Origin of the sequence: Marinobacter nitratireducens (assembly GCF_000708045.1) — a bacterium.
In the GTDB taxonomy this organism is placed as follows: domain Bacteria; phylum Pseudomonadota; class Gammaproteobacteria; order Pseudomonadales; family Oleiphilaceae; genus Marinobacter; species Marinobacter nitratireducens.
On record NZ_ANIE01000004.1, the window covers coordinates 120,423 to 140,699 of the forward strand.

Sequence of the window (20,277 nt, forward strand, 5' to 3'; positions counted from 1 at the left end):
GAAAATACGCGCCTCTTTTTTGAACACTCTTCTTTTTGCCCGAAAATCACTGGAGAAACGTCAATGCCGTCCCGTAAAGATCTCGCCAACGCCATTCGCGCGCTGAGCATGGATGCGGTTCAGAAAGCCAAGTCCGGCCACCCGGGTGCGCCCATGGGTATGGCGGATATCGCCGAGGTACTGTGGAACGATTACCTGAGCCACAACCCGGCCAACCCTCAGTGGGCCAACCGTGACCGCTTTGTGCTGTCCAACGGTCATGGTTCCATGCTGCAATATTCCTTGCTGCACCTGAGCGGGTACGACGTTTCCATCGAAGATATCCAGAACTTCCGTCAGCTGCATTCCAAGACTCCGGGTCACCCGGAATACGGCTACACCCCCGGCGTTGAGACCACCACTGGTCCTCTCGGCCAGGGCATTGCCAACGCGGTCGGTTTCGCGCTTGCTGAGAAGTCACTGGCGGCACAGTTCAACCGTCCCGGACACGACATTGTCGATCACTACACCTACGCTTTCCTGGGTGACGGCTGCCTGATGGAGGGCATCTCCCACGAAGTCTGCTCCCTGGCCGGAACGCTGGGCCTTGGTAAGCTGATCTTCTTCTATGACGACAACGGCATCTCCATCGACGGTGAAGTGGAAGGCTGGTTCACGGATGACACACCGAAACGTTTCGAATCCTACGGCTGGCAGGTAATTCCTGCTGTCGATGGTCATGACGCCGACGCCATCCGCGCCGCCATCGAGGCTGGCCGTGCCAACACCGATCAGCCGACCCTGATCTGCTGCAAGACCGTTATTGGTTTCGGCTCTCCCAACAAGCAGGGTAAGGAAAGCTGCCACGGTGCGCCGCTGGGTGATGACGAGATTGCACTGACCCGCGAGCAGCTGGGTTGGGCGCACGGTCCGTTCGAAATTCCGGCGGACATTGCCGATGCCTGGAATGGCCGTGAAAAAGGCGCAGCAGCCCAAGCCGCGTGGGAAGAAAAATTTGCAGCCTATGAAAAGGCCGAGCCGGAGCTGGCCGCCGAATTCACGCGTCGCATGGCGGGTGACCTGCCGGCAGACTTCGCCGAAAAAGCCCAGGCTTACATCCAGGAATGCCAGGACAACGGCGAAACCGTTGCGTCCCGCAAGGCGTCCCAGAACACTCTGAATGCCTACGGCCCGCTGCTACCGGAACTGATGGGCGGCTCTGCCGACCTGGCCGGTTCCAACCTGACCATCTGGGGTGGCTGCAAGGGTCTGACCAAAGAAGACGCGTCCGGCAACTACATCTATTACGGCGTTCGCGAATTCGGCATGGCCGCCATCATGAACGGCATCGCCCTGCACGGCGGTTTTGTGCCCTATGGTGCAACCTTCCTGATCTTTATGGAATACGCCCGGAACGCGGTTCGCATGGCCGCCCTGATGAAGCAGCGCTCCATCTATGTATTTACCCACGACTCCATCGGCCTGGGCGAAGATGGCCCGACTCACCAGCCGGTTGAACAGTTGGCAAGCCTGCGCACGACCCCGAACATGAGCACCTGGCGCCCGGCGGATGCCGTTGAGTCGGCGGTAGCGTGGAAGTCGGCCCTTGAGCGCAAGGATGGCCCCACGGCCATGATCTTCTCCCGTCAGGGTCTGCCGCATCAGGATCGTAGTGCCCAGCAGTTGGCCGATGTTTCCAAAGGCGCCTATGTGCTGTCCGACAGCGACGGTACTCCGGAGCTGATCCTGATCGCTACGGGTTCTGAAGTATCTCTGGCCCAGGACGCCGCGGCTCAGCTGCGTGAAAAGGGACGGGCGGTGCGCGTCGTATCCATGCCGTCGACCGATGTATTTGACGCCCAGAGCGCCGAGTACAAGCAGCAGGTTCTGCCGCTGGAAGTGGCCAACCGCATCGCCGTGGAAGCGGGTATCGCGGACTACTGGTACAAGTACGTGGGCCTCGACGGTCGCGTTATCGGCATGACCACCTTCGGTGAGTCCGCTCCGGCGGGCGAGCTGTTCAAGGAATTCGGCTTCACTGTCGATAATGTCCTGGAAGTGGCTGACGAACTGCTGGACGCCTGATGAGCAACCCAAAGCCTTTTCGAGTTGCCATCAACGGGTACGGCCGAATTGGCCAGTGCGTGTTGAGAGCGCTCTATGAAAACGGCTATCGCGATCACCTCCAGGTGGTCGCGATCAACGAGTTGTCCGACATCGACACCATCGCCCACCTGACACGCTACGATTCCACCCACGGCCGTTTCCGTGGTGACATCGACGTGCAGGGCGATGATCTGGTCGTCAATGGCGACCACATCCGGATTCTCCGGCATCCCGAGGCGGAAGCGTTGCCTTGGCGGTTGCTGGACGTGGATCTGGTGCTGGAGTGCACCGGAGCCTACAGTGATCGTGCGACCGCCGAAAAGCACATAGATGCCGGCGCCCGCCGACTGCTGTTCTCTCAGCCCGCCGAGTCTGACGTGGATCGCACGGTGGTGTTCGGCATCAATCACCAGCAGCTGAACGCGGCGGACCGAATTGTTGCTGCAGGCTCCTGCACCACCAACTGCCTGGTGCCGGTGATCAAGGTCCTGGACGATGCGTTCGGTGTCGAGCAGGGCAGCACCACCACCATCCACGCTGCGATGAACGATCAACCGGTTATCGATGCCTATCATCATCAGGACCTGCGACGCACGCGAAGTGCGTTGCATAACATTGTTCCGGTGGATACCGGCCTGGCTCGCGGCATTGAGCGCCTGCTCCCTGAGATGGAGGGACGGTTCAGCTCGGTTGCCATGCGCGTTCCCACCCTGAACGTGTCCGCGATCGATATGGTGGTCAATGTGGAAAAGGCGACCACAATCCGGGAGGTTAATGACCTGCTCAGCGGCGCTGCCAAGGGGCCGCTGAAAGGTATTCTTGGATACACCGACGAGCTTCTGGCCAGTTCCGATTTCAACCACGATGCCCACTCCGGTGTGGTCGATGGTGGCCAGACTCGAGTGACGGGTGGAACCATGGTGAAAGTGTTGTGCTGGTTCGATAACGAGTGGGGCTTTGCGAACCGGATGCTGGATGTCAGCCAGAGCTGGCTGAAAACGACTGATAACTGATCTGCTGAATCAATCAAGGAAACAAGATTATGGCCATCAAAAAGATGACTGACCTGGACCTCGCCGGCAAGCGGGTCCTCATCCGTGAAGACCTGAACGTGCCGGTCAAGGACGGCAAGGTATCCAGCGATGCCCGTATCCGTGCCTCCCTGCCAACCATCAAGGCGGCCAAAGACGCCGGTGCCAAAGTCATGCTGATGTCCCACCTGGGCCGCCCGGAAGAGGGCGTTTATGACGAGGCCTCCTCCATGAAACCGGTCGCCGAGCACCTGACCGGCCTGCTGGGTCAGGAAGTGCGCCTGATCAAGGACTATCTGAACGGCGTCGAAGTGGCCGACGGAGAAGTGGTTCTGTTTGAGAACGTCCGCTTCAACAAGGGCGAGAAGAAAGACAACGAAGAGCTGTCAAAGCAGTACGCCGCCCTGTGCGACATCTACGTGATGGACGCCTTCGGCACCGCCCACCGCGCCCAGGCCTCTACCCACGGCGTTGCCCGGTTCGCGCCCGAAGCCTGTGCCGGCCCGCTGCTGGCCGCTGAGCTGGATGCACTGGGCAAAGCCCTCGACAACCCGGCCAAGCCGGTAGTGGCAATCGTGGGTGGCTCCAAGGTGTCCACCAAGCTGGACGTGTTGAACGCTCTGGAAAAAGTCTGTGACCAGATCATCGTGGGTGGCGGCATCGCCAATACCTTCCTCGCCGCAGCGGGTCACCCGGTTGGTAAATCCCTGTGCGAGCACGACCTGATCGATACCGCCAAGGACATCGCTTCCCGAGTGGAAATTCCGCTGCCGGTGGATGTCGTCGTCGCGCCTGAGTTCGCCGAGACGGCCCCCGCGACCACCAAGAACATCGACGAGGTCAGCGAAGGCGACATGATCCTCGACGTAGGGCCGGAAACGGCCGGGCAATTTGCAGAACTGCTGAAAAACGCCAAGACCATCCTCTGGAATGGTCCGGTTGGTGTGTTTGAGTTCGATCAGTTCGGCAACGGCACCAAATCCCTCGCCGATGCCATCGCCGAAAGCGACGCCTTCTCACTGGCAGGAGGCGGTGATACCGTTGCCGCCGTTGACAAATACGGCGTAGCTGACAAGATTTCCTATATCTCGACCGGCGGTGGTGCATTCCTGGAGTTCGTAGAAGGCAAGACACTCCCCGCTGTCGCTGTTCTGGAAGAGCGCGGCGCGTAAAGATTTACAGATCATCAACCTTAAAAGTCTAACTGAAGGAGACAACCCATGGCCCTGATTTCGATGCGGCAACTTCTGGACCACGCCGCCGAGCATGGTTACGGTGTGCCAGCCTTTAACGTAAACAACCTGGAACAGATGCGCGCCATTATGGAAGCCGCTGACAAGACCGACTCCCCGGTGATTGTCCAGGCGTCCGCCGGTGCTCGTAAGTACGCCGGTGCTCCGTTCCTGCGCCACCTGATCCTGGCGGCCATCGAAGAGTTTCCGCACATCCCGGTCGTTATGCATCAGGACCACGGCACCAGCCCTGCCGTATGCCAGCGTTCCATCCAGCTGGGTTTTAGTTCCGTGATGATGGACGGCTCCCTGGGTGAAGATGGCAAGACCCCGACGGATTATGAGTACAACGTGGACGTTACCCGTCGTACCGTCGAAATGGCCCACGCGTGCGGTGTATCTGTTGAAGGCGAGCTGGGTTGCCTGGGTTCCCTGGAAACCGGACAGGCCGGTGAAGAAGACGGCATTGGAGCGGAAGGCACTCTGGATCACAGCCAGATGCTGACCGATCCGGAAGAAGCAGCGGACTTCGTCAAGAAAACCCACGTGGATGCCCTGGCCATTGCCATCGGTACCAGCCACGGCGCCTACAAGTTTACCCGTCCGCCCACAGGTGACATTCTGGCCATCGACCAGATCAAGGCGATCCATGCCCGTATCCCGGATACCCATCTGGTCATGCACGGTTCCAGTTCTGTGCCCCAGGAATGGCTGAAAATCATCAACGAATACGGTGGTGAGATTCCGGAAACCTACGGTGTTCCGGTGGAGGAAATCGTTGAAGGCATCAAGCACGGCGTGCGCAAGGTCAACATCGATACCGACCTGCGTCTGGCCAGCACCGGTGCCGTGCGTCGCTTCCTGGCCCAGAACACCGCTGAGTTTGACCCGCGTAAATTCCTGAAGGAAACCATGAAGGCGATGACCGACGTTTGCATCGACCGTTATGAAGCCTTCGGTTGTGCCGGCAACGCCAGTAAGATCAAGCCGATTAACCTTGAGCGCATGTTTGAGCGTTACGAGGCTGGTGAACTGGACCCGAAGGTCAGGTAAGCCGCTGAACATACCCTCCGGGCCTGCCCGGAGGGTTTCCTCCCTCCGCCATTCCCCGGCCGTTTTCCTTGTACTCCGGTCAACCTTTCGGGTTGAGCTTTTCCATAGCCAGCAGTGCGTCGGTATAGGCCGCAAACCGCTTCAGGTAATCCGGCGACAAGCGCTGCATTTCCTTGATTGCCCTGCTGACCAGTCGATGGGCGTTCATCGGGCCGGCGTTGGCAGGCGTCTGTTCAATGGCTGCCTGAATTCGCTGTTCCAGTGAGCGTTCTCCTTGCCTCGCCTTTGCCTGCGCCATAGCCCGAAGCGGCTGCGGCGCCCCGGACGGTTGCGGCTGGTCAGCCTGATCCGTTCCGGTCGCCTCTGCGCTGCTCTGCTTCAGCAGCTCGAATAATGGCGAGGAGGGTTGTGGCACCGGGGGAGTCCCCTGACTGTCCAGGGCTTTTGATAATTCAGCCAGGGCTGACAAGGGTCTCGGCGGCGCAAGGGGTGGGGAGTCGGGAGATTCGGCATCTGAACAGACATCCTGAAACTCCCGTAGCTTTTGTTCCAGTCTGCGCCAGTGCTCGCTCCGTTCCAGCCCACGCTCTCTCAATCGTCGTTCGAGCGCTTGCAGATAACGAAACCGGACCGGATGTGTGCGGTCCAGGCCCCGATGCCGCATCTGTTCAAGCTGCTGTTCCGGCGACATCCGCTGGATGGCTTCAGTTGTCATTGCTGACTTCCGTCGGTGCCGGAACATTTGGATCAGGCCGGGGCACCGTACTGATTTCCACCCGACGGTTCTGGGCACGGGCTTCGGCATCCTCGTTGGGCACCACCGGATGGTGCTGGCCGAATGCGGCCGCAAATACCCGGTCTTTCGGCAGACCTTTATCGATCAAGGCCCGGGTAACCGTCAGTGCCCGCTGTGCAGACAGGCCCCAGTTGTCGCCATAACGGTTGCCGGAATGGATCGGCAGGTCGTCGGTGAAGCCGCTCACCATCAGCAACTCGTTATGGTGTTGCAGATAGGTGCCAAGCGGCTCAACCAGGGACTGAAGAACGTCTTCGCCGTCGGCTTGAAGCTGGTCCGAATTCAGCTGAAACAGCACATTACCGCTAATGCCGATACGGCCGTCCCGGAAGGTCACCAGGCCTTTGGTCAGCGGATCCTCCAGCGCCTGCTCCAGTGCCATGCGGCGCTGTTCTTCGGCTTGCCGGCGTTCCTTTTCTTCAGCCAGCGACTGGCTCAACTCCAGCTGAACGCCAATCACCCAGACCAGAATCAGCACCAGAATACCAACCAGCGCTGCCATCAGGTCCGAGAAGATGGCCCAGACCGGCGTCGACTGTTGCTCGCCGTCGTGAAGCTCATCCATCAGTCAGCCTCACTTGTTTCCGGCTTTGCCTGTCTCAGGGCGGCTGCCGCATCCATAACGTCCTTCTGGGAGCTGACGGTCAGGTCAATCACCTCTCGTGCCTGGGCAACATAATAGGCCAATTGCTCATCGTGCCGCGTGCTGGCGTTGTCCATGGCTTTCTGGATCTCAGACAGGCTCTCCTGCAAGCGGGTGTTGGAATTGCTGAACTGTTCCACAGCGGTCTGGAAGGCCTCGCTCAATGCACCCACTTCCTGGCTGCTGCCAGTGAGGTCTTCACCGAGTCTGCCCAGTCGCTCGCTTTGCTCCTGAATCAGCGTATTGAAACGTTCGCTGATGCCGCCAAGGATCTCGCTGGCGCCGGATACCAATGTGTCCACCGCCTGACGCTGTCCTTCAGCGTTTGTCCGCTGGGCTGCCAGTAATCCGTCCAGTTCCTGTACGAGCCGCTTGCGCTCTTCCAGGAGCTCATTCTCCCGTTCGCTGTTGCGGGCAATCTCGGACTGCAGCTGCTTGATGACTTCGGCGGCGGCCTTGGGTGTTTCCGAGGCGGTTTCGATCAAGCGGGTCATGGGCGCTTCAAGGGCGGTGCCCAGCTCGGTCAGGTGGCGTGCTACGGTGGCTTCCAATGCCTCCAGGCGCTCGCTCGCGGCCTCACCGCGGCTTGCCTCCTGGGTTCGCAAGTCGGAAAGCTGTCGCTGGATGCCTGCAATCAGCTCCTCGAGGCCGGATTCCTGCTGGCGAATCAGTGCGGCCGTATCCGCCTGGAACTGACTCTGGTGAGCCGAGAGTGTCTGGCTGACACTCTCCAGCAGCGAGGCTCCGGCATTTTGCTGCTGCTCGATCGCTGTTTGCCATCGGGCCTGGGCCTGTTCATTGGCTTTCTGAAGCGTTTCGCTCGCGGCTGTCAGCTGCTCGCCAGACTGAGCCTGGTGTCGCTGTTGGCTGTCTTGCAGATCAGCCAGCCACCTGTGCATCAGTTCTGACATGTCCTTATGGCTCTGTCGGCTCTGGTCCTCCAGCGCGCTCTGGTGCGCTGCACTTGCCTGCAACTGGTCTTCAAGCTGCTTCTGCCACCGATCAGAGGCCTGATCAGTGGTATTCCGGAAGGCGTCTGCCAGTTCGCCGAGTTGCTGTTCGGTTGTGGCCGCCCAATGCTTGTGCAGATCCGCGGCTTTATTCTGCAGCTGTTCCATGGCATTGGCGGTGATTGGCTCAATGCGGTCCGCCGCCTGTTGCGCACTGGCTGTCAGAGCTTCCCGGAGAGAGTCGGCCACGGAGTCTGCCAGGGTCTGGTAATGGCTTCCCACGGTATTGTGAAATTCCTGCTGGTTACGGGTCAGGGACCGCTCCAGCTGTTCGCCGAGCGCTTCCATGCGGGCGGTCATCGATTCCATGGCAGTGGCCATCGCGGGCAGGGCGTTGGCCTGGGACTCAAGGGCGCTGAACGCCTGGTGGCGCTGGAAATCGGCCGATAAGTGGTGCAGTTTCTGGCGCAGGCACCGATCCAGCTTTCGGGAAACCTGTGCGCGGTCTCTTCGGCTGAGGGTGGATGCGAGCCCGAGCATAGCGGAAGCAGCGACACCGGCGATGGACGTGCCGAAGGCGAGGCTGAGTCCCGCGATGGGTGCCGCCAGGGCGCCACGAATGGCACTCAGCTCCGTGCTGCCGTCCAGTGCTGAAGCTGCACCACCCAGTGTGACGATCATGCCGGCGAAGGTGCCAAGCAGGCCCAGCATGACAAGAAGTCCGGTGAGATACGGCGTCAGCTGAGGGCCGGGCAGAGCGGCTCCGTGGCCTTCAAGCCTGCGCTGCACGGCAAACTGGATGGGTTCGGGCAATCCATCGAGCCAGCGGTTCAGTTGGCTCTCATCCGTCGGGGGCTGGTCGAGTCGATCAGAGAGTCTGGCTGTGGTTTTGCGGAAACCGACCAGTTCGCCGAACCCGAGGCAGAACACCGCACCGATGACTCCGGTGAAGGCAAGCGCCAGTTGATCCGATCCGACAAAGCCGGCACCAATCCAGCTGGCTACGGCGATACCGATGGCAAAAGCAAAGGTAAAAAACAGTTTACTCATTGGGTGTGACTAACCTCGTTATGACAGGCCTCGAGCAATCCGAGAATGGGCTCCAGCCGAACATCCAGTTCAGCGAGCAACAGGTTCTGCGCTTCCTCGCAGTAACGGTGGAGCCAGTTTTCGGGATTGGCTTCGGAGCCGGAATCCTGCTCGAAGGATGATCGCAGGCTCTGGAAACGCTGCTCCAGAACCTTGGGTATTTGGGCGAAACACTGGCCGGTGTAGCTGGCCATGGTGTGGTCAAAAACGGCATCCATTTCAGCGAGGCGGGCCAGGGTTTGTCCTTGATCCTTCATGGATTTGCGAACTTTGTCCCGAAGTTGCCGGGTAGTGGCTGCAATCTTGCGCTGGGTAGTGAGCAGGGCGTTGATGTAAGGCTCAGGGCCAGGTTTGTCTGCTGCTTCTACATCATGGCCGTATTCCCGGAGTCTTTTCACGAGAATCCGGCGGGTGTTGGCGAGTTCCTTTACCAGGTTTTCCACCGTGCCCGCCTGGGGTGCCCCGGGTTGTCGGGAGCGGTGAGCCTGGGCTGCATCCAGCGACATGGTATCTCCCAAACCAAAAAGCCGGCTCAGGCGTTCTGCCAAGCACGGCAGTTTATCCGTGCTTACCGGTGCTCCGGCGTGCGACAGATATTGCATGAGTTTTGCCGGGGCAGCGCCAGGGGCTGCTGAGAAGGCCTGGTTCATGTTTGGTGAATCGTCCGGGAAATGTTTACACAGCGCCCCTGAATGATGGGCGCGCCCATTTTACTGGCTAAATCGCGGGAATGATAATGACCGAAGCGTCAGATGGGCGATGTTATGGGAATCCCCATGTTGCAATTTCGGGCTGCGGGTCAATTATTAGTAATCAGATACCCCTTTCTCAGTCAGTGTGAGGAATGCAATGGACTTCAAGGACTATTACGCCGTGCTTGGTGTGAGTGAGTCTGCCTCTCCCGAGGAGATCAAGAAGGCCTATCGTAAGCTGGCCAGGAAATACCATCCGGATGTCAGCAAGGAAGACGATGCCGATGCGAAGTTCAAAGACGTCGGCGAGGCCTACGAGGTACTCAAGGATCCGGAAAAGCGGGCCGAGTATGACCAGCTCCGAAAATACGGAGCCCGCCCCGATGGTTCCTTTGAGCCACCACCGGGCTGGCAGAGCGCATCGGGTTTTGGTGGCGGTGGTTATACCGAGGCCGATGCTCGCCAGTTCAGCGACTTTTTTGAGGAAATCTTCGGTGGTGGTCATCGTGGTGGCTTCGCCGGCGGCGGCTTCCACCGGAACATGCGCATGCGTGGCGAGGATGTTCATGCGCGCCTGGCGTTGTTTCTGGAGGAAGTGTTCGATGGCTGCGAAAAGCAGGTTTCCTTCACGGTGCATGATGTGGATGACCACGGTCGCGTTGTGCCCCGTCAAAAGACACTCAAGGTAAAGATTCCCGCCGGTATGCGTGAAGGCCAGCACCTGCGGCTCAAGGGCCAGGGGTCACCGGGGATGGGTGGTGGTGAAGCCGGTGACCTTTTGTTGGAGATCGAGTTGGCACCGCATCCCACCTTTGCCGTGGAGGGGCGCGATGTGCTGGTAACGGTGCCTGTTGCGCCCTGGGAAGCTGCCCTTGGAGCCACGGTGACAGTACCGACCGTTGGCTCAAAGGTGAACGTGAAGGTTCCGAAGGGTTCGACCAGCGGGCGCAGACTCAGGCTGAAGGGCAAGGGGTTCCCCGGACAGCACCCGGGGGATCAGATCGTCATCCTGCAGATAGCCATGCCCGAGGTGCATTCGCAAGAGGCTGAGGCGCTCTATCAGCAGTTGGCGGAAGCCGAGAAGAACTTCAATCCGCGCAGTAAGTTGCATGTGTAAGGAGAAGTGAGATGACCAGGACGACTGAAATGCTGACGGTCGAGGATTCCGGGGTCCTGTACACGCTCAGGGAGGTGTGTGAGCGCGGCGGCTGTCATGCGGAATTGGTAATCAAGATGGTGAGTTACGGTATTGTCGAGCCTGCGCCCGGGGCCGGTGGTGAGGAGGGGCAGCAATGGGCATTTGATTTACCCTCACTGCTACGAATTCAGAAGGCAATACGTCTCCAGAGAGACTTGAACATAAACCTTCCCGGCCTGGCGATGTCTCTGGACCTGCTGGACGAGATGGACACGATGCGGCGGGAGATCAGTTGTCTGCGCCAGCGACTGGCTCAGTTCTCCAGTGGGGCCGGGGAAGAGTGAGGGTGAAAAATCCGCTCCAGGGTGCCGTCCTCGCGCATGTCGGCGATGGTATCGTTTAGCTGGCTGTACTCACGGGTGACGGGCGATTCTGCCGATAGCCCGATATGAAAAGGAACCTTTTCGAAGGGGCCTGCCTGATATTTTAACCGGCTCCTCAGCAGTGGTTCGGACTTCAGCGCCTGCTCGCCCGCGTCCCGATTGACGAGAAATACATCGATCCGGTTGAGGTCCAGTCGCTTGAGGCTGCTCAGAATGCTGGGGCCTTCGTCTATGTCCAGCTCGTACTCTTCAACTGCTTTATTGAACGGCTCACCGTAGTTGAAACCGGCGACGGTACCAACCTTCAAGCCTTTGAGGTCCTCAAAGGAGTTAAAGTCCCGCTGGAAATTGCGCCCTTGCCTTGTCCAGACCAGGTTGACATCGTGGTGGACGGGGTCGGAAAACAGCAGATACTGAGCGCGTTCCTCGTTGCGGGTCAGCAGCATAATGCCGTCGAACTGTCCCGTTTTAACCCAGTGCAGACAGCGCTTCCAGGGCAAAAGCATAAGCTCGAAGTCCGCCTCCATCCGGGCAGCAAACTCACGAAATAATTCGACAGCCATACCCTTTTCAGGATGACGGCCCACCTCACCGTCGGTATAGGGGGGCCAGGGGTCCTCGCAGAATCGGTAGGACGCCCGTTGCTCTTCCTCATGGGCAAGCATTGACGTGCTCCAAAGAGCGACAATAGCGAAAGCGAGACCCTTTCTTTTCAGCATCCGTTCCATCAACTTCATACCGACTGGATTCACCCACAAATTATGTTACAGCGAACCCCGAAAAGGCGTCCTGCCCTTTTTGTATCGACTTTGTACGTTGGTGAGCCAGTGCTCACTCTTTAGATTTTAACTTCTGAATCTCCGCGTATATCGATTCTGCTTCTTCCATCAGGCTTCCGTGTGTCCGCAAATCGCCGTTTCGTTGCGCATGAAGCGCCTTCGCCAGTTTGTCCTCGTAAGCCTTCTGGAGTTTTTTACGTGGGTCACGATTGAATAAGCCCATTTGAGCCTCGCCTCCTGTTTAACGAATTACCGGCCACACATGCGTGAACGCATTCATTGTCGGGAACTTACGAGGCCAATTGCTTTTGGGATTGTTGATACTCCTTTTTCAGCCGCTTGACCAAAGTGGCGACGCTGGGCACATCGTGAATCTGACTGACACCCTGGCCAGCTGACCACACGGTCTTCCATGCCTTGGCCTCATCGTCCATTGGCTTGAGTTTCTCTCCGTAATTGATCTCTCCTGCCTGCCCGAGTTTGTTCATCTCGTAGCCAGCCGCCTCAAGACTCTGCCGCATAAAACTCGCGGGAATGCCGGAAACCGCTGGCGTATGGATGATGTCGCTGGATACCGCCTCGATGATCATGTTTCGGTATGCATCTTCGGCCTGGGATTCCTGTGTATTGATGAAGCGTGTTCCCATATACGCCAGGTCTGCCCCCAGGGCCCTGGCGGCGAGGACATCTTCACCGTGCGAAAGCCCACCGGCGAGCAGTATGGTGCCGTCGAATACCTCGCGAATTTCATGCACCAGAACAAAGGGGTTGATGGTGCCGGCATGCCCGCCAGCCCCGGCAGCGACGGCAATGATGCCATCAACACCGGCTTCTGCTGCCTTGCGGGCGTGCTTCTGGTTGGTGACATCATGGAATACCAATCCGCCATAGCTGTGTACCGCTTCCACCACCTGACTGGCGGCCCCGAGGGACGTAATCACAATGGGAACCTGGTGCTTTACACACAGTTCAAGGTCTGCCTGCCAGCGCGGATTGGTGCGATGCACGATCAGGTTGACGGCGTAGGGAGCGACCGTGGATTCGGGGTTCTGCTCGCGGTAGTGCGCCAACTCACCGTTCATCTGTTCAAGCCAGGCTTCAAAGCCCTCGCTGGTGCGTTGATTGAGTGCGGGAAAGCTCCCGACGATGCCTTCCTTGCAGCAGGCCAGAGCCAACTCCGGGCCCGAAATTAGAAACATGGGTGCGGCGACGACAGGTAAGGTGAGATCTCGTAGTTGAGCGGGCAAGGCCATGAAAATTCCTTATTTTTTGTTGGAACTAATGTCAGGTATAAAGGATCTTAGCAACCCGCGAATGACCAATACGAGAAAAAAAGGAGATAAAAATGGGTGAGGCCAAACGCAGGAAGGAAACCGGAGCCCCCGCGCCCAGGAAAAACGGATCCAGAAAGCCGCTGTTCATCGGTATTGTTGTGCTGGTTCTGGCGGCGGTGGTGTTTGGTCTGTCATTCCTGACGGCAACGCCGGATCCTACGTCGGGTGAGCTTCCGGTTGCAGCCCCCGGGGCAGAGCCCTTCCCATCGGAGCTTGATCAATATGGCGTGTCGATCGGCAACGCTGACGCACCCGTAGTGGTTCGTGAGTTCGCCGATTACCAGTGCCCGGCCTGTGCCCGTTTTTCCGACGCGACCGAGAAGCTGAAGCAACAGTACGTTGAGGCCGGCAAGGTCCGTTTCGTCTACTTCGAACTGCCGCTGCAACAGCACCAGAATGCCATGCCTGCAGCCCAGGCCGCCCGCTGTGCCGGCGACCAGGACGCCTACTGGGCCATGCACGAAAAGTTATTTGATGCCCAGAGTGAGTGGAGCGGCTCTGGCGATCCGGTAGCCACCTTCAGCCGCTACGCCGGTGAACTCGGTCTGCAGGAAGCGCGGTTCCGACGTTGCATGAGCACGGAACTGCACCGCGAAGCCATTGAACAAAGCCGCCAGATTGCCGTTCAGATGAAAGTCATGAGCACGCCGACGGTGTTGGTGGATAACATACAGCTCACTCGCCCCGGTTGGGGGCAGTTGTCTGCGGTTGTGGAACGGGAGCTTGCGAGCAGCGCTGAATAGCCCATCTTCGGGCGGTCTTTCGGGCAGCCCGCACTTGAACCCGTGGCAGAGTTGGTTAAAATTTGCGCCCGCTCTGCTCAGGGCGCTGCTTGAATGCCGACAGCCCTCAAGAGTACCGGACAACTTCTAAAATCATGCTCCGGATTTACGATCCGGCCCGCAGGAGATATGTAATGAGTAACACGAACAACGTCGTGGTCTGCGCGATGTACAAGTTTGCCGTCCTGAACGACTACCAGTCCCTTCGCCAGCCACTGCTGGACCTGATGCTCGATAAAGACGTGCATGGCACTTTGTTGCTGGCCCGCGAGGGCATCAACGGCACCATCGCCGGTAGTCGCGAGGGGATCGATGCGGTCAAGGCCTGGATTGCCAGCGATGAGCGTTTTGACGGTATCGACTACAAAGAGTCGTTTGTGGACATCCAGCCTTTCAAACGCACCAAAGTGAAGCTCAAGAAAGAGATCGTCACCATGGGCGTTGAGGGAATTGACCCGAAGCGGATCGTGGGTACCTACGTTGATCCCAAAGAATGGAACGACCTGATATCCGATCCTGATGTGGTCCTGGTGGATACCCGCAACCAGTACGAGGTGGAAATCGGCACCTTCCAGAACGCCGTCAACCCGGCCACGGATACCTTCCGGGAGTTCCCCGAGTACGTAAAGCAGAACCTGGACCCGGCCAAACACAAGAAGGTCGCGATGTTCTGTACCGGCGGCATCCGTTGTGAAAAGTCCACGGCGTATCTGAAAGAGCAGGGCTTCGAGGAGGTTTATCACCTCAAGGGTGGCATCCTCAAATATCTGGAAGATGTCCCCAAAGAACAAAGCCTGTGGCACGGAGAGTGCTTTGTATTTGATGATCGGGTCACCGTCAATCATGACCTGGAGCGCGGCGACTACGACCAGTGCCATGCCTGCCGCCGACCGATTACCGAGGCGGACAAAGAGCGCCCGGAGTACGAGCAGGGTGTCAGTTGCCATCAGTGCATTGATTCTCTGACCGAAGAGCAGAAAGCCCGCTTTGCGGAGCGGGAGCGTCAGATCCGGCTGGCCCGTGAGCGTGGTGAAGAGCACGTGGGCGGTGAGGCAGCCCGCGTCATTGCGGAGCGCAAGGCGCTCAAGAAAGCCGAGCGAGCCCAGCAGGCCAAAAAGAGTCTGGCTGGCGAGAAGACTCGTAGTAACCGGAGTACACAGGGAGCCTGATTCAAAACTGAGGAGACTTTATGGGTATCCGATATTCGATCCTGGCCGCGGCCGTCGCTGTGGCGCCCCTGGCGCAAGCGGAAACGGATGATAACTGGAAGGGTGAGGCCGAGCTGGGTGTATTGATCACCTCAGGCAACACCGATGAGACCATTATTAATGGCCGGTTGGGGCTGGCCCATGAAGTCGAGCGCTGGCGCAGCAAGGGCGAGCTGAGCTCAAAGTACTCGGAAACCGAGGATGAGACCACGGCGGAAGAATACCGGGCCTCTGCGGAAACCAACTACAAGTTTGATGAGCGCCAGTACTGGTTTCTGCGAGGCGCCTATGAGGATGACCGTTTTTCCGGCTATGACTTCGAGTCCTCCGTGACCACCGGTTACGGTAACCGTGTCTGGCAGGTCGGTGAGCGTTCGTTCCTGGATCTGTCAGCCGGTGCCGGTTATCGCTACAACAAATTGGATACGGTGAATGCCGAGGGCGAAGATACCGAAAAGGAAGCCATCGCGCGGCTCGCCGGCCAGTTTGATTACGCGTTATCGGACAGCTCGTTGTTTCGCCAGAAGCTGAGCTCGGAAATCGGCCTGGATGACAACAACACCATCACCGAATCCGAGACCTCCCTGCAGGCGAACGTCGTGGGCAATCTATCCATGAAAGCCGCCTACCGTATCAAGCATGTGTCTGATCCCCCCGCCGGGTCTGAAAGCACCGACAAGGAATTTTCCCTGTCGCTGCTTTACGGCTTCTGATCAGAGGTTGTTCCTGAGGCCAAGCTCATCCGGGTAAGGCGTCAGGTATTTCTGCACATGCAGGTAGTCCACCGGTTCCCGGCGCTGCGCCATCCGTAGCAGCGTCATCGGAACCACCAGGGGGACCTCGCCCCGGCGATAGGCCTCCATTTGTTCCATCAGTACCTTGCGGTCTTCATCGCCCATGGAGTCCCTCAGGTAGCCCATCAGGTGCTGCATGGCATTCATGTGTGAACCCCGGCTGACCTTCTTGCTCATCGCTTCCATGAAGAGGTGAATGTAGCGGTCGGCAATCTGTTCCAGCGGTTCAGACTTCAGGTCTCCCAACATGGGCCCGAGCTGCCGATAGATCGGCTCGCAATGCGCCAGCAACTGGAACTTGTGGCGGGTGTGAAACTCGATGAGAGCCTGAGGTGTCAGCTTGTCCCCAGCCACGTTCTGCATCCAGTCGTCATACGCGAATACCCGCTCAATGAAATTCTCACGGATCTGATCGTCGTTCAGGCGCCCTTCCTCTTCAACCGGCATCAGGGGATAAGCGTTTATCAGAGCCTCGGCAAACAGGCCCCGACCATCGCGACGGGTAACCCGGCCCTCTTCGTTGTGGATCTTGATGCGTTCCATCCCGCAACTCGGGGATTTGGCCATCAGAATGTACCCCCGCAGATCCGCGAGTGTCGGCATGACCTGGTCTATAAAGCCAGCCATGGCCTCGGTGTGATCTGCGGAACCCTTGGACTCGATCAGACGAATACCGTCCTCGTATTCTCGAAGATGGATCGCTGGGCGGGGAACGCCGAGCCCGGCTTCCAGCTCCGGGCAGATCGAACGGAATTCGAAGTGCTTGGCCAGCACCTGGGTGCAGTAACGGGAATGCTTGTGGCCACCATCATGTCGTACTTCTTTGCCGAGAAGACAGGTGCTGATGCCTACGGGGATATCGCTCACGTTAAGTCTCCGGTGATGAAGTCTGCCCGGGAAGAAACCGGGCAATGCGTAACGATTCGTACGTGATTCCAGTCTAAACCGATCATGGCGGCGATGGGAACGTCAGTTGGTCTTCCAGATCTGTTTCCGCTTCTTTTCTGCCAATGCCAGTGTGCTGGCGTAGATCTCGCGAACGTCTTTTGCAAACTGTTCCACCGAGTAATCCGCCGCAAACGTCAGGGCCTGCTCTGCGAGGGTCTTCCGCAGGGAATCGTCCTCCAGCAGCTTTTGTGCCTGTTCCACCCATTGCCCCTGTTTTTCGGGTGTCTTGAAACCATTGAAGCCGTGGCGAACCACGTCTTCAATCCCGCTGGAGCGAACGGCGACAACGGGCAGCCCGGCGGCCATGGCTTCCAGGATCACCATGCCCTGGGTTTCTGATTTGGAGGCAAAAAGAAAGGCATCGCCCAGGTGATACCAGGTGGCCATATCCTCCGGAGGTACCGCGCCGACCAGAGTGAAATGGTCTTCCAGCCCGCGCTCTTTGATCTTCTGTTGCAGACGATCCCGCTGATGGCCGTCACCGATCATCAGGAAGCGGAACGGAACATCGGTCCTGTGCCGGAGCGTGTCGATGGCTTCGATCATGAAGTCGATGTTCTTTTCGTTGGATAGCCGCGACACGCTGATGAACACTCTCTCACCCGCAAGACCGAGCTGCTGGCGAAGCTTGTTAACGTCCTCACCACTGACTTCCTGAAAGCGTTGGTACTCGATGCCGGTAGGCTGCACAAACGTCGGCGTTTTCACGCCAATCATCCTCAGGTATTCCTCTGTGGAGTAGGTAGGCACAATCACACCATCACAACGGTTCGCGAAGCGCTTGATCAGCGCGTGGGAAATCAGGTTCCGGAACAGCATCCCCGGAAGCGGAACGAAATGGGCATAGTGTTCGAGCCGGGTGTGGTAGGTGTACACGGCAGGCACACGGAGTACCCGGGCCATGAACAGCCCCAATGAGCCCAGCCAGAATGGATGATGGATGTGGATGATATCGGGTCTGAATTGCCGGACGCCGTGACGAATCCGGGCCAGAAAAATGTTGGCCAAGCGGAATTCCCGCTTCTCCCCGAGCGCCAACAGGGAGGGTACCCGCAGGACATGGTCTTCATGCGGGGGCTGGTCCCGGTAGCGGGGAGCCACGATCAGTAGCTTGTCCCCCAGTGCCTCAAGCCCCCTGCGCAAGCGCTCGATTGATATCGGAACGCCGCCAATAAACGGCAGGTAGTTGTTGGTGAACATGGCCACTCGGAGCGGTTTCTCCAGCCAGGGCGCGGGGTCGAGGTCGTAGTCCGGGTAGTAATCCTTGCCAACGAAAATAACGCTATAAAGCTTGATCGTCAGTGCGACGAACACGGCAAGTATGATGATAAAGTTCACGTAGCCCGAGTACAGCAGGGAGTAGATAAAGAACCACAGGCTTTCCAGTTGCTTCAGAATCGGGTGTTGTCCCACTTTCAACCGTTTCAGGCTGTGACTGACCTCACCGTCCGGGCTCACATTTACCTGCACAAAGTGATAGAAACTCGTGTCGTTGTTAAGCACCAGCCCCCCGGCGCCACCGGTGGTGATAAAGAGAGTATCCCCAACCTGTTCCTCCTCGTAAGTGGACAGATTGGCGGAAAACACCATATCAACATCATGCTCTTTGATTTGCTGCATCAGTGCGCTTCGGAATGCGGGGGGGTGCAGGTAATCTTTTCTGCGATCAAACGGCGCGTCCTCGGCGGTCATCGGTGGGTGGCCGATAAACAACAAGCGGGCTTTCGAGTCGTCCTGGCTCAGCAGGTCATCCAGCCAGCGGATTTGCCATTGCCAGGGTGTCTTGCCGGTACTGTCGAGAAAAATCAGGCGGCTACTGCCCGCGCGGATACTGAAAAAGTGCGGTCCGAAGTGGTCGTAAAAGCGAAAGCTGCCAAATTCCTCGTATTCGTGAGCGCCGAACGTCAGCAGGTAAGGAATGGTCAGATGCCCCAGGCTGCCATACAGCGCCCGGTATTTGTCTTCGCCGCCACCGCTGACGGCATTGCCTGCGGATACCATGAAGTCGAGATCGGACGCGTTCAGCTCCGGTACGATGCGCTCCTCAAAGATACCAATGGAATTGTTGATGTTGCCGACCACGGCGAAACTGACGGCTTCTCCCTCGCTGACTCGGCTCTGGATTCGCTCCACCTGTAGAGTGTGAACGCCCTGGAAATCCTCCATGAAAAGATTCAGGTACGTTTTGTAGGCCACCAGCAGGCCTACGATTGCGAGGCAGATGTAAAACAACCACTTGAGCGGATTTCGAAAAGTCATCGGGGTGTCCTGTGGTTTTTGAGAAGTTCCTTTTGCAGCACCATCAGGCCAATAATCATGCCCAGGTAAATGGTCAGTGCCCGCCACACCACGGTCACCAGAACCAAATGGTTACCGGACAGGATATCCCGGAAGAAACTCCCGAACACCCCCTCGGAAATACCGGAAGCGCCCGGTGTGGGTGAGAAGTACATGATGAACGTGGTGACGACAAGAAGCCCAAGCGAAGACAGGTAATCCACGTCGTACCCCAGTCCAAACATCAGCACGGCGGGGAAACTGAACAGGCTGAGCAGGAAAAGGGCGGTAAAAACTATGGATAGCCCAATGAATAACGGACGACCGCTCAGGTAATCGCCGAAACTTCGGGAAAACCTCAGCATTTCCCGTCGCGCGCGAAATTGCCAGCGCCGGTGCCGGGACTCGTTGAGCAGGTGCATGCGGTGCAGCCCGGAGAGCACACGACTGAGAGGACCGATCAGCCAGTGGGTACGGAACAGAAGCACGGCAAAGAATCCAAGGTAGAGTGCGATGAAAACTGCCAGCGCTACCCCGACATTACCCGCAATGGTTCGGCCCTGAAGCGCATCGAGGGTGAGCAGGAAAACCGGTGTCAGCGAAAAAATGAAGGCCACCGCCAGCACCGTTCGAATTGTGGTGGCCGCCGTGGCTCGCCCCATGGGGACACCATGCTGGTGCAGATACCAGACCTGGGCAAAGCCGCCGCCCGTGGCCATGGGGGTCACGTTTGAGAAGAACAGGTTGATGAAGACCAGCCGAAACAGCACCTTGAACGGAAGCTTGTGGCCGAGCGCCCTCAGTGCATAATGCAGGCGCAGCCCGTCAGACAGGAAGTAGACGGCCAGAAGGGCAATAACCGCGAGGACGGTCGTGGGTGATAGTAACTGACTGTCGAAGGTAAAACTGCGACCGGCGAAGCGATCAAATACGGTATAGACTCCGATGCCGGTCATGGCGATGAAGATCAGGCTGAACACAAGCAGCCTGCGCCAGGAGGTCTTCTTCGCGTAGTCTGAGTCAGTGGTTTCGGTCATGGGCTGCCCGTCAGGATGAGACGGGC

General features: G+C 58.2%; 19 protein-coding genes. 9 read left to right on the forward strand and 10 right to left on the reverse strand.

Annotation, left to right across the window (positions count from 1 at the left end):
• The first annotated feature begins 63 nt into the window (after nucleotides 1–63).
• Genes tkt through fba form a run of 4 tightly spaced genes read left to right on the forward strand, consistent with a single transcriptional unit; the run spans nucleotide 64 to nucleotide 5,401 of the window.
• Complete coding sequence (gene tkt / locus D777_RS06855; protein ID WP_036129870.1) at nucleotides 64–2,064, forward strand: transketolase; 2,001 nt, start codon at nucleotides 64–66, stop codon at nucleotides 2,062–2,064.
• Nucleotides 2,064–3,098, forward strand: a complete 1,035-nt coding sequence (gap, locus tag D777_RS06860; protein WP_036129873.1) for a type I glyceraldehyde-3-phosphate dehydrogenase — start codon at nucleotides 2,064–2,066, stop codon at nucleotides 3,096–3,098. Before tkt ends, gap begins: the two co-directional genes overlap by 1 nt.
• 29 nt (nucleotides 3,099–3,127) lie before the next feature.
• Nucleotides 3,128–4,288: a phosphoglycerate kinase gene (locus D777_RS06865; RefSeq protein WP_036129877.1), complete on the forward strand. Its 1,161-nt coding sequence runs from the start codon at nucleotides 3,128–3,130 to the stop codon at nucleotides 4,286–4,288.
• A 48-nt stretch (nucleotides 4,289–4,336) separates the two neighbouring features.
• Nucleotides 4,337–5,401 carry a class II fructose-bisphosphate aldolase gene (gene fba / locus D777_RS06870; protein WP_036129879.1) on the forward strand — a complete coding sequence of 355 codons (1,065 nt, stop codon included), beginning with the start codon at nucleotides 4,337–4,339 and terminating at the stop codon, nucleotides 5,399–5,401.
• 79 nt (nucleotides 5,402–5,480) lie between these two features.
• Here the strand turns inward: fba and D777_RS06875 are convergent, their stop codons facing one another.
• Genes D777_RS06875 through D777_RS06890 form a run of 4 tightly spaced genes read right to left on the reverse strand, consistent with a single transcriptional unit; the run spans nucleotide 5,481 to nucleotide 9,529 of the window.
• Nucleotides 5,481–6,116 carry a DUF2894 domain-containing protein gene (locus D777_RS06875; RefSeq protein ID WP_051668989.1) on the reverse strand — a complete coding sequence of 212 codons (636 nt, stop codon included), beginning with the start codon at nucleotides 6,114–6,116 and terminating at the stop codon, nucleotides 5,481–5,483.
• Entirely contained in the window at nucleotides 6,106–6,762 is a 657-nt protein-coding gene (locus D777_RS06880; protein WP_051668990.1) for an OmpA family protein, read from the reverse strand. The genes D777_RS06875 and D777_RS06880 overlap by 11 nt, the downstream gene beginning before the upstream one ends.
• On the reverse strand, nucleotides 6,762–8,840 hold the full coding sequence (locus D777_RS06885; protein ID WP_036129881.1) for a coiled-coil domain-containing protein: 2,079 nt from the start codon (nucleotides 8,838–8,840) through the stop codon (nucleotides 6,762–6,764). Before D777_RS06885 ends, D777_RS06880 begins: the two co-directional genes overlap by 1 nt.
• The gene (locus D777_RS06890; protein WP_036129884.1) at nucleotides 8,837–9,529 is read right to left on the reverse strand and encodes a DUF3348 family protein; all 693 of its coding nucleotides are present in this window, start codon (nucleotides 9,527–9,529) and stop codon (nucleotides 8,837–8,839) included. The genes D777_RS06885 and D777_RS06890 overlap by 4 nt, the downstream gene beginning before the upstream one ends.
• A gap of 199 nt (nucleotides 9,530–9,728) precedes the next feature.
• On the opposite strand from D777_RS06890, the gene D777_RS06895 reads away from it, so the two are divergent.
• Nucleotides 9,729–10,688: a DnaJ C-terminal domain-containing protein gene (locus tag D777_RS06895; protein ID WP_036129887.1), complete on the forward strand. Its 960-nt coding sequence runs from the start codon at nucleotides 9,729–9,731 to the stop codon at nucleotides 10,686–10,688.
• Between the two features lie 11 nt (nucleotides 10,689–10,699).
• Entirely contained in the window at nucleotides 10,700–11,053 is a 354-nt protein-coding gene (locus D777_RS06900) for a chaperone modulator CbpM (RefSeq protein WP_036129888.1), read from the forward strand.
• Here the strand turns inward: D777_RS06900 and D777_RS06905 are convergent.
• The 3 genes from D777_RS06905 to D777_RS06910 all read right to left on the reverse strand — a co-directional run bounded on the left by D777_RS06905 (nucleotide 11,023) and on the right by D777_RS06910 (nucleotide 13,124).
• The gene (locus D777_RS06905) at nucleotides 11,023–11,829 is read right to left on the reverse strand and encodes a substrate-binding periplasmic protein (RefSeq protein ID WP_150112621.1); all 807 of its coding nucleotides are present in this window, start codon (nucleotides 11,827–11,829) and stop codon (nucleotides 11,023–11,025) included. The genes D777_RS06900 and D777_RS06905 overlap by 31 nt on opposite strands.
• 94 nt (nucleotides 11,830–11,923) lie before the next feature.
• Nucleotides 11,924–12,094 carry a DUF6435 family protein gene (locus D777_RS17920; RefSeq protein ID WP_150112622.1) on the reverse strand — a complete coding sequence of 57 codons (171 nt, stop codon included), beginning with the start codon at nucleotides 12,092–12,094 and terminating at the stop codon, nucleotides 11,924–11,926.
• A 67-nt stretch (nucleotides 12,095–12,161) separates the two neighbouring features.
• Nucleotides 12,162–13,124 (reverse strand): NAD(P)H-dependent flavin oxidoreductase, encoded by a 963-nt coding sequence (locus D777_RS06910; RefSeq protein WP_036129894.1) that lies wholly within the window; start codon nucleotides 13,122–13,124, stop codon nucleotides 12,162–12,164.
• 92 nt (nucleotides 13,125–13,216) lie between these two features.
• Here D777_RS06910 and D777_RS06915 point away from each other — a divergent pair, with 92 nt between their 5' ends.
• From D777_RS06915 to D777_RS06925, 3 genes are all read left to right on the forward strand, one after another.
• Nucleotides 13,217–13,948 carry a DsbA family protein gene (locus D777_RS06915; protein ID WP_036129896.1) on the forward strand — a complete coding sequence of 244 codons (732 nt, stop codon included), beginning with the start codon at nucleotides 13,217–13,219 and terminating at the stop codon, nucleotides 13,946–13,948.
• Nucleotides 13,949–14,121: 173 nt separating this feature from the next.
• Nucleotides 14,122–15,156: an oxygen-dependent tRNA uridine(34) hydroxylase TrhO gene (gene trhO / locus D777_RS06920; protein ID WP_036129898.1), complete on the forward strand. Its 1,035-nt coding sequence runs from the start codon at nucleotides 14,122–14,124 to the stop codon at nucleotides 15,154–15,156.
• Between the two features lie 20 nt (nucleotides 15,157–15,176).
• Nucleotides 15,177–15,908 carry a DUF481 domain-containing protein gene (locus D777_RS06925; RefSeq protein ID WP_036129900.1) on the forward strand — a complete coding sequence of 244 codons (732 nt, stop codon included), beginning with the start codon at nucleotides 15,177–15,179 and terminating at the stop codon, nucleotides 15,906–15,908.
• On the opposite strand, the gene D777_RS06930 is transcribed toward D777_RS06925, so the two are convergent.
• From D777_RS06930 to D777_RS06940, 3 genes are all read right to left on the reverse strand, one after another.
• On the reverse strand, nucleotides 15,909–16,856 hold the full coding sequence (locus D777_RS06930; RefSeq protein ID WP_036129903.1) for a YbgA family protein: 948 nt from the start codon (nucleotides 16,854–16,856) through the stop codon (nucleotides 15,909–15,911).
• A gap of 102 nt (nucleotides 16,857–16,958) precedes the next feature.
• Nucleotides 16,959–19,196, reverse strand: coding sequence for a glycosyltransferase (locus D777_RS06935; RefSeq protein ID WP_036129905.1), 2,238 nt, complete (start codon nucleotides 19,194–19,196; stop codon nucleotides 16,959–16,961).
• Nucleotides 19,193–20,251, reverse strand: a complete 1,059-nt coding sequence (locus D777_RS06940; protein WP_036129906.1) for a lysylphosphatidylglycerol synthase transmembrane domain-containing protein — start codon at nucleotides 20,249–20,251, stop codon at nucleotides 19,193–19,195. The genes D777_RS06935 and D777_RS06940 overlap by 4 nt, the downstream gene beginning before the upstream one ends.
• Nucleotides 20,252–20,277 lie beyond the last annotated feature (26 nt).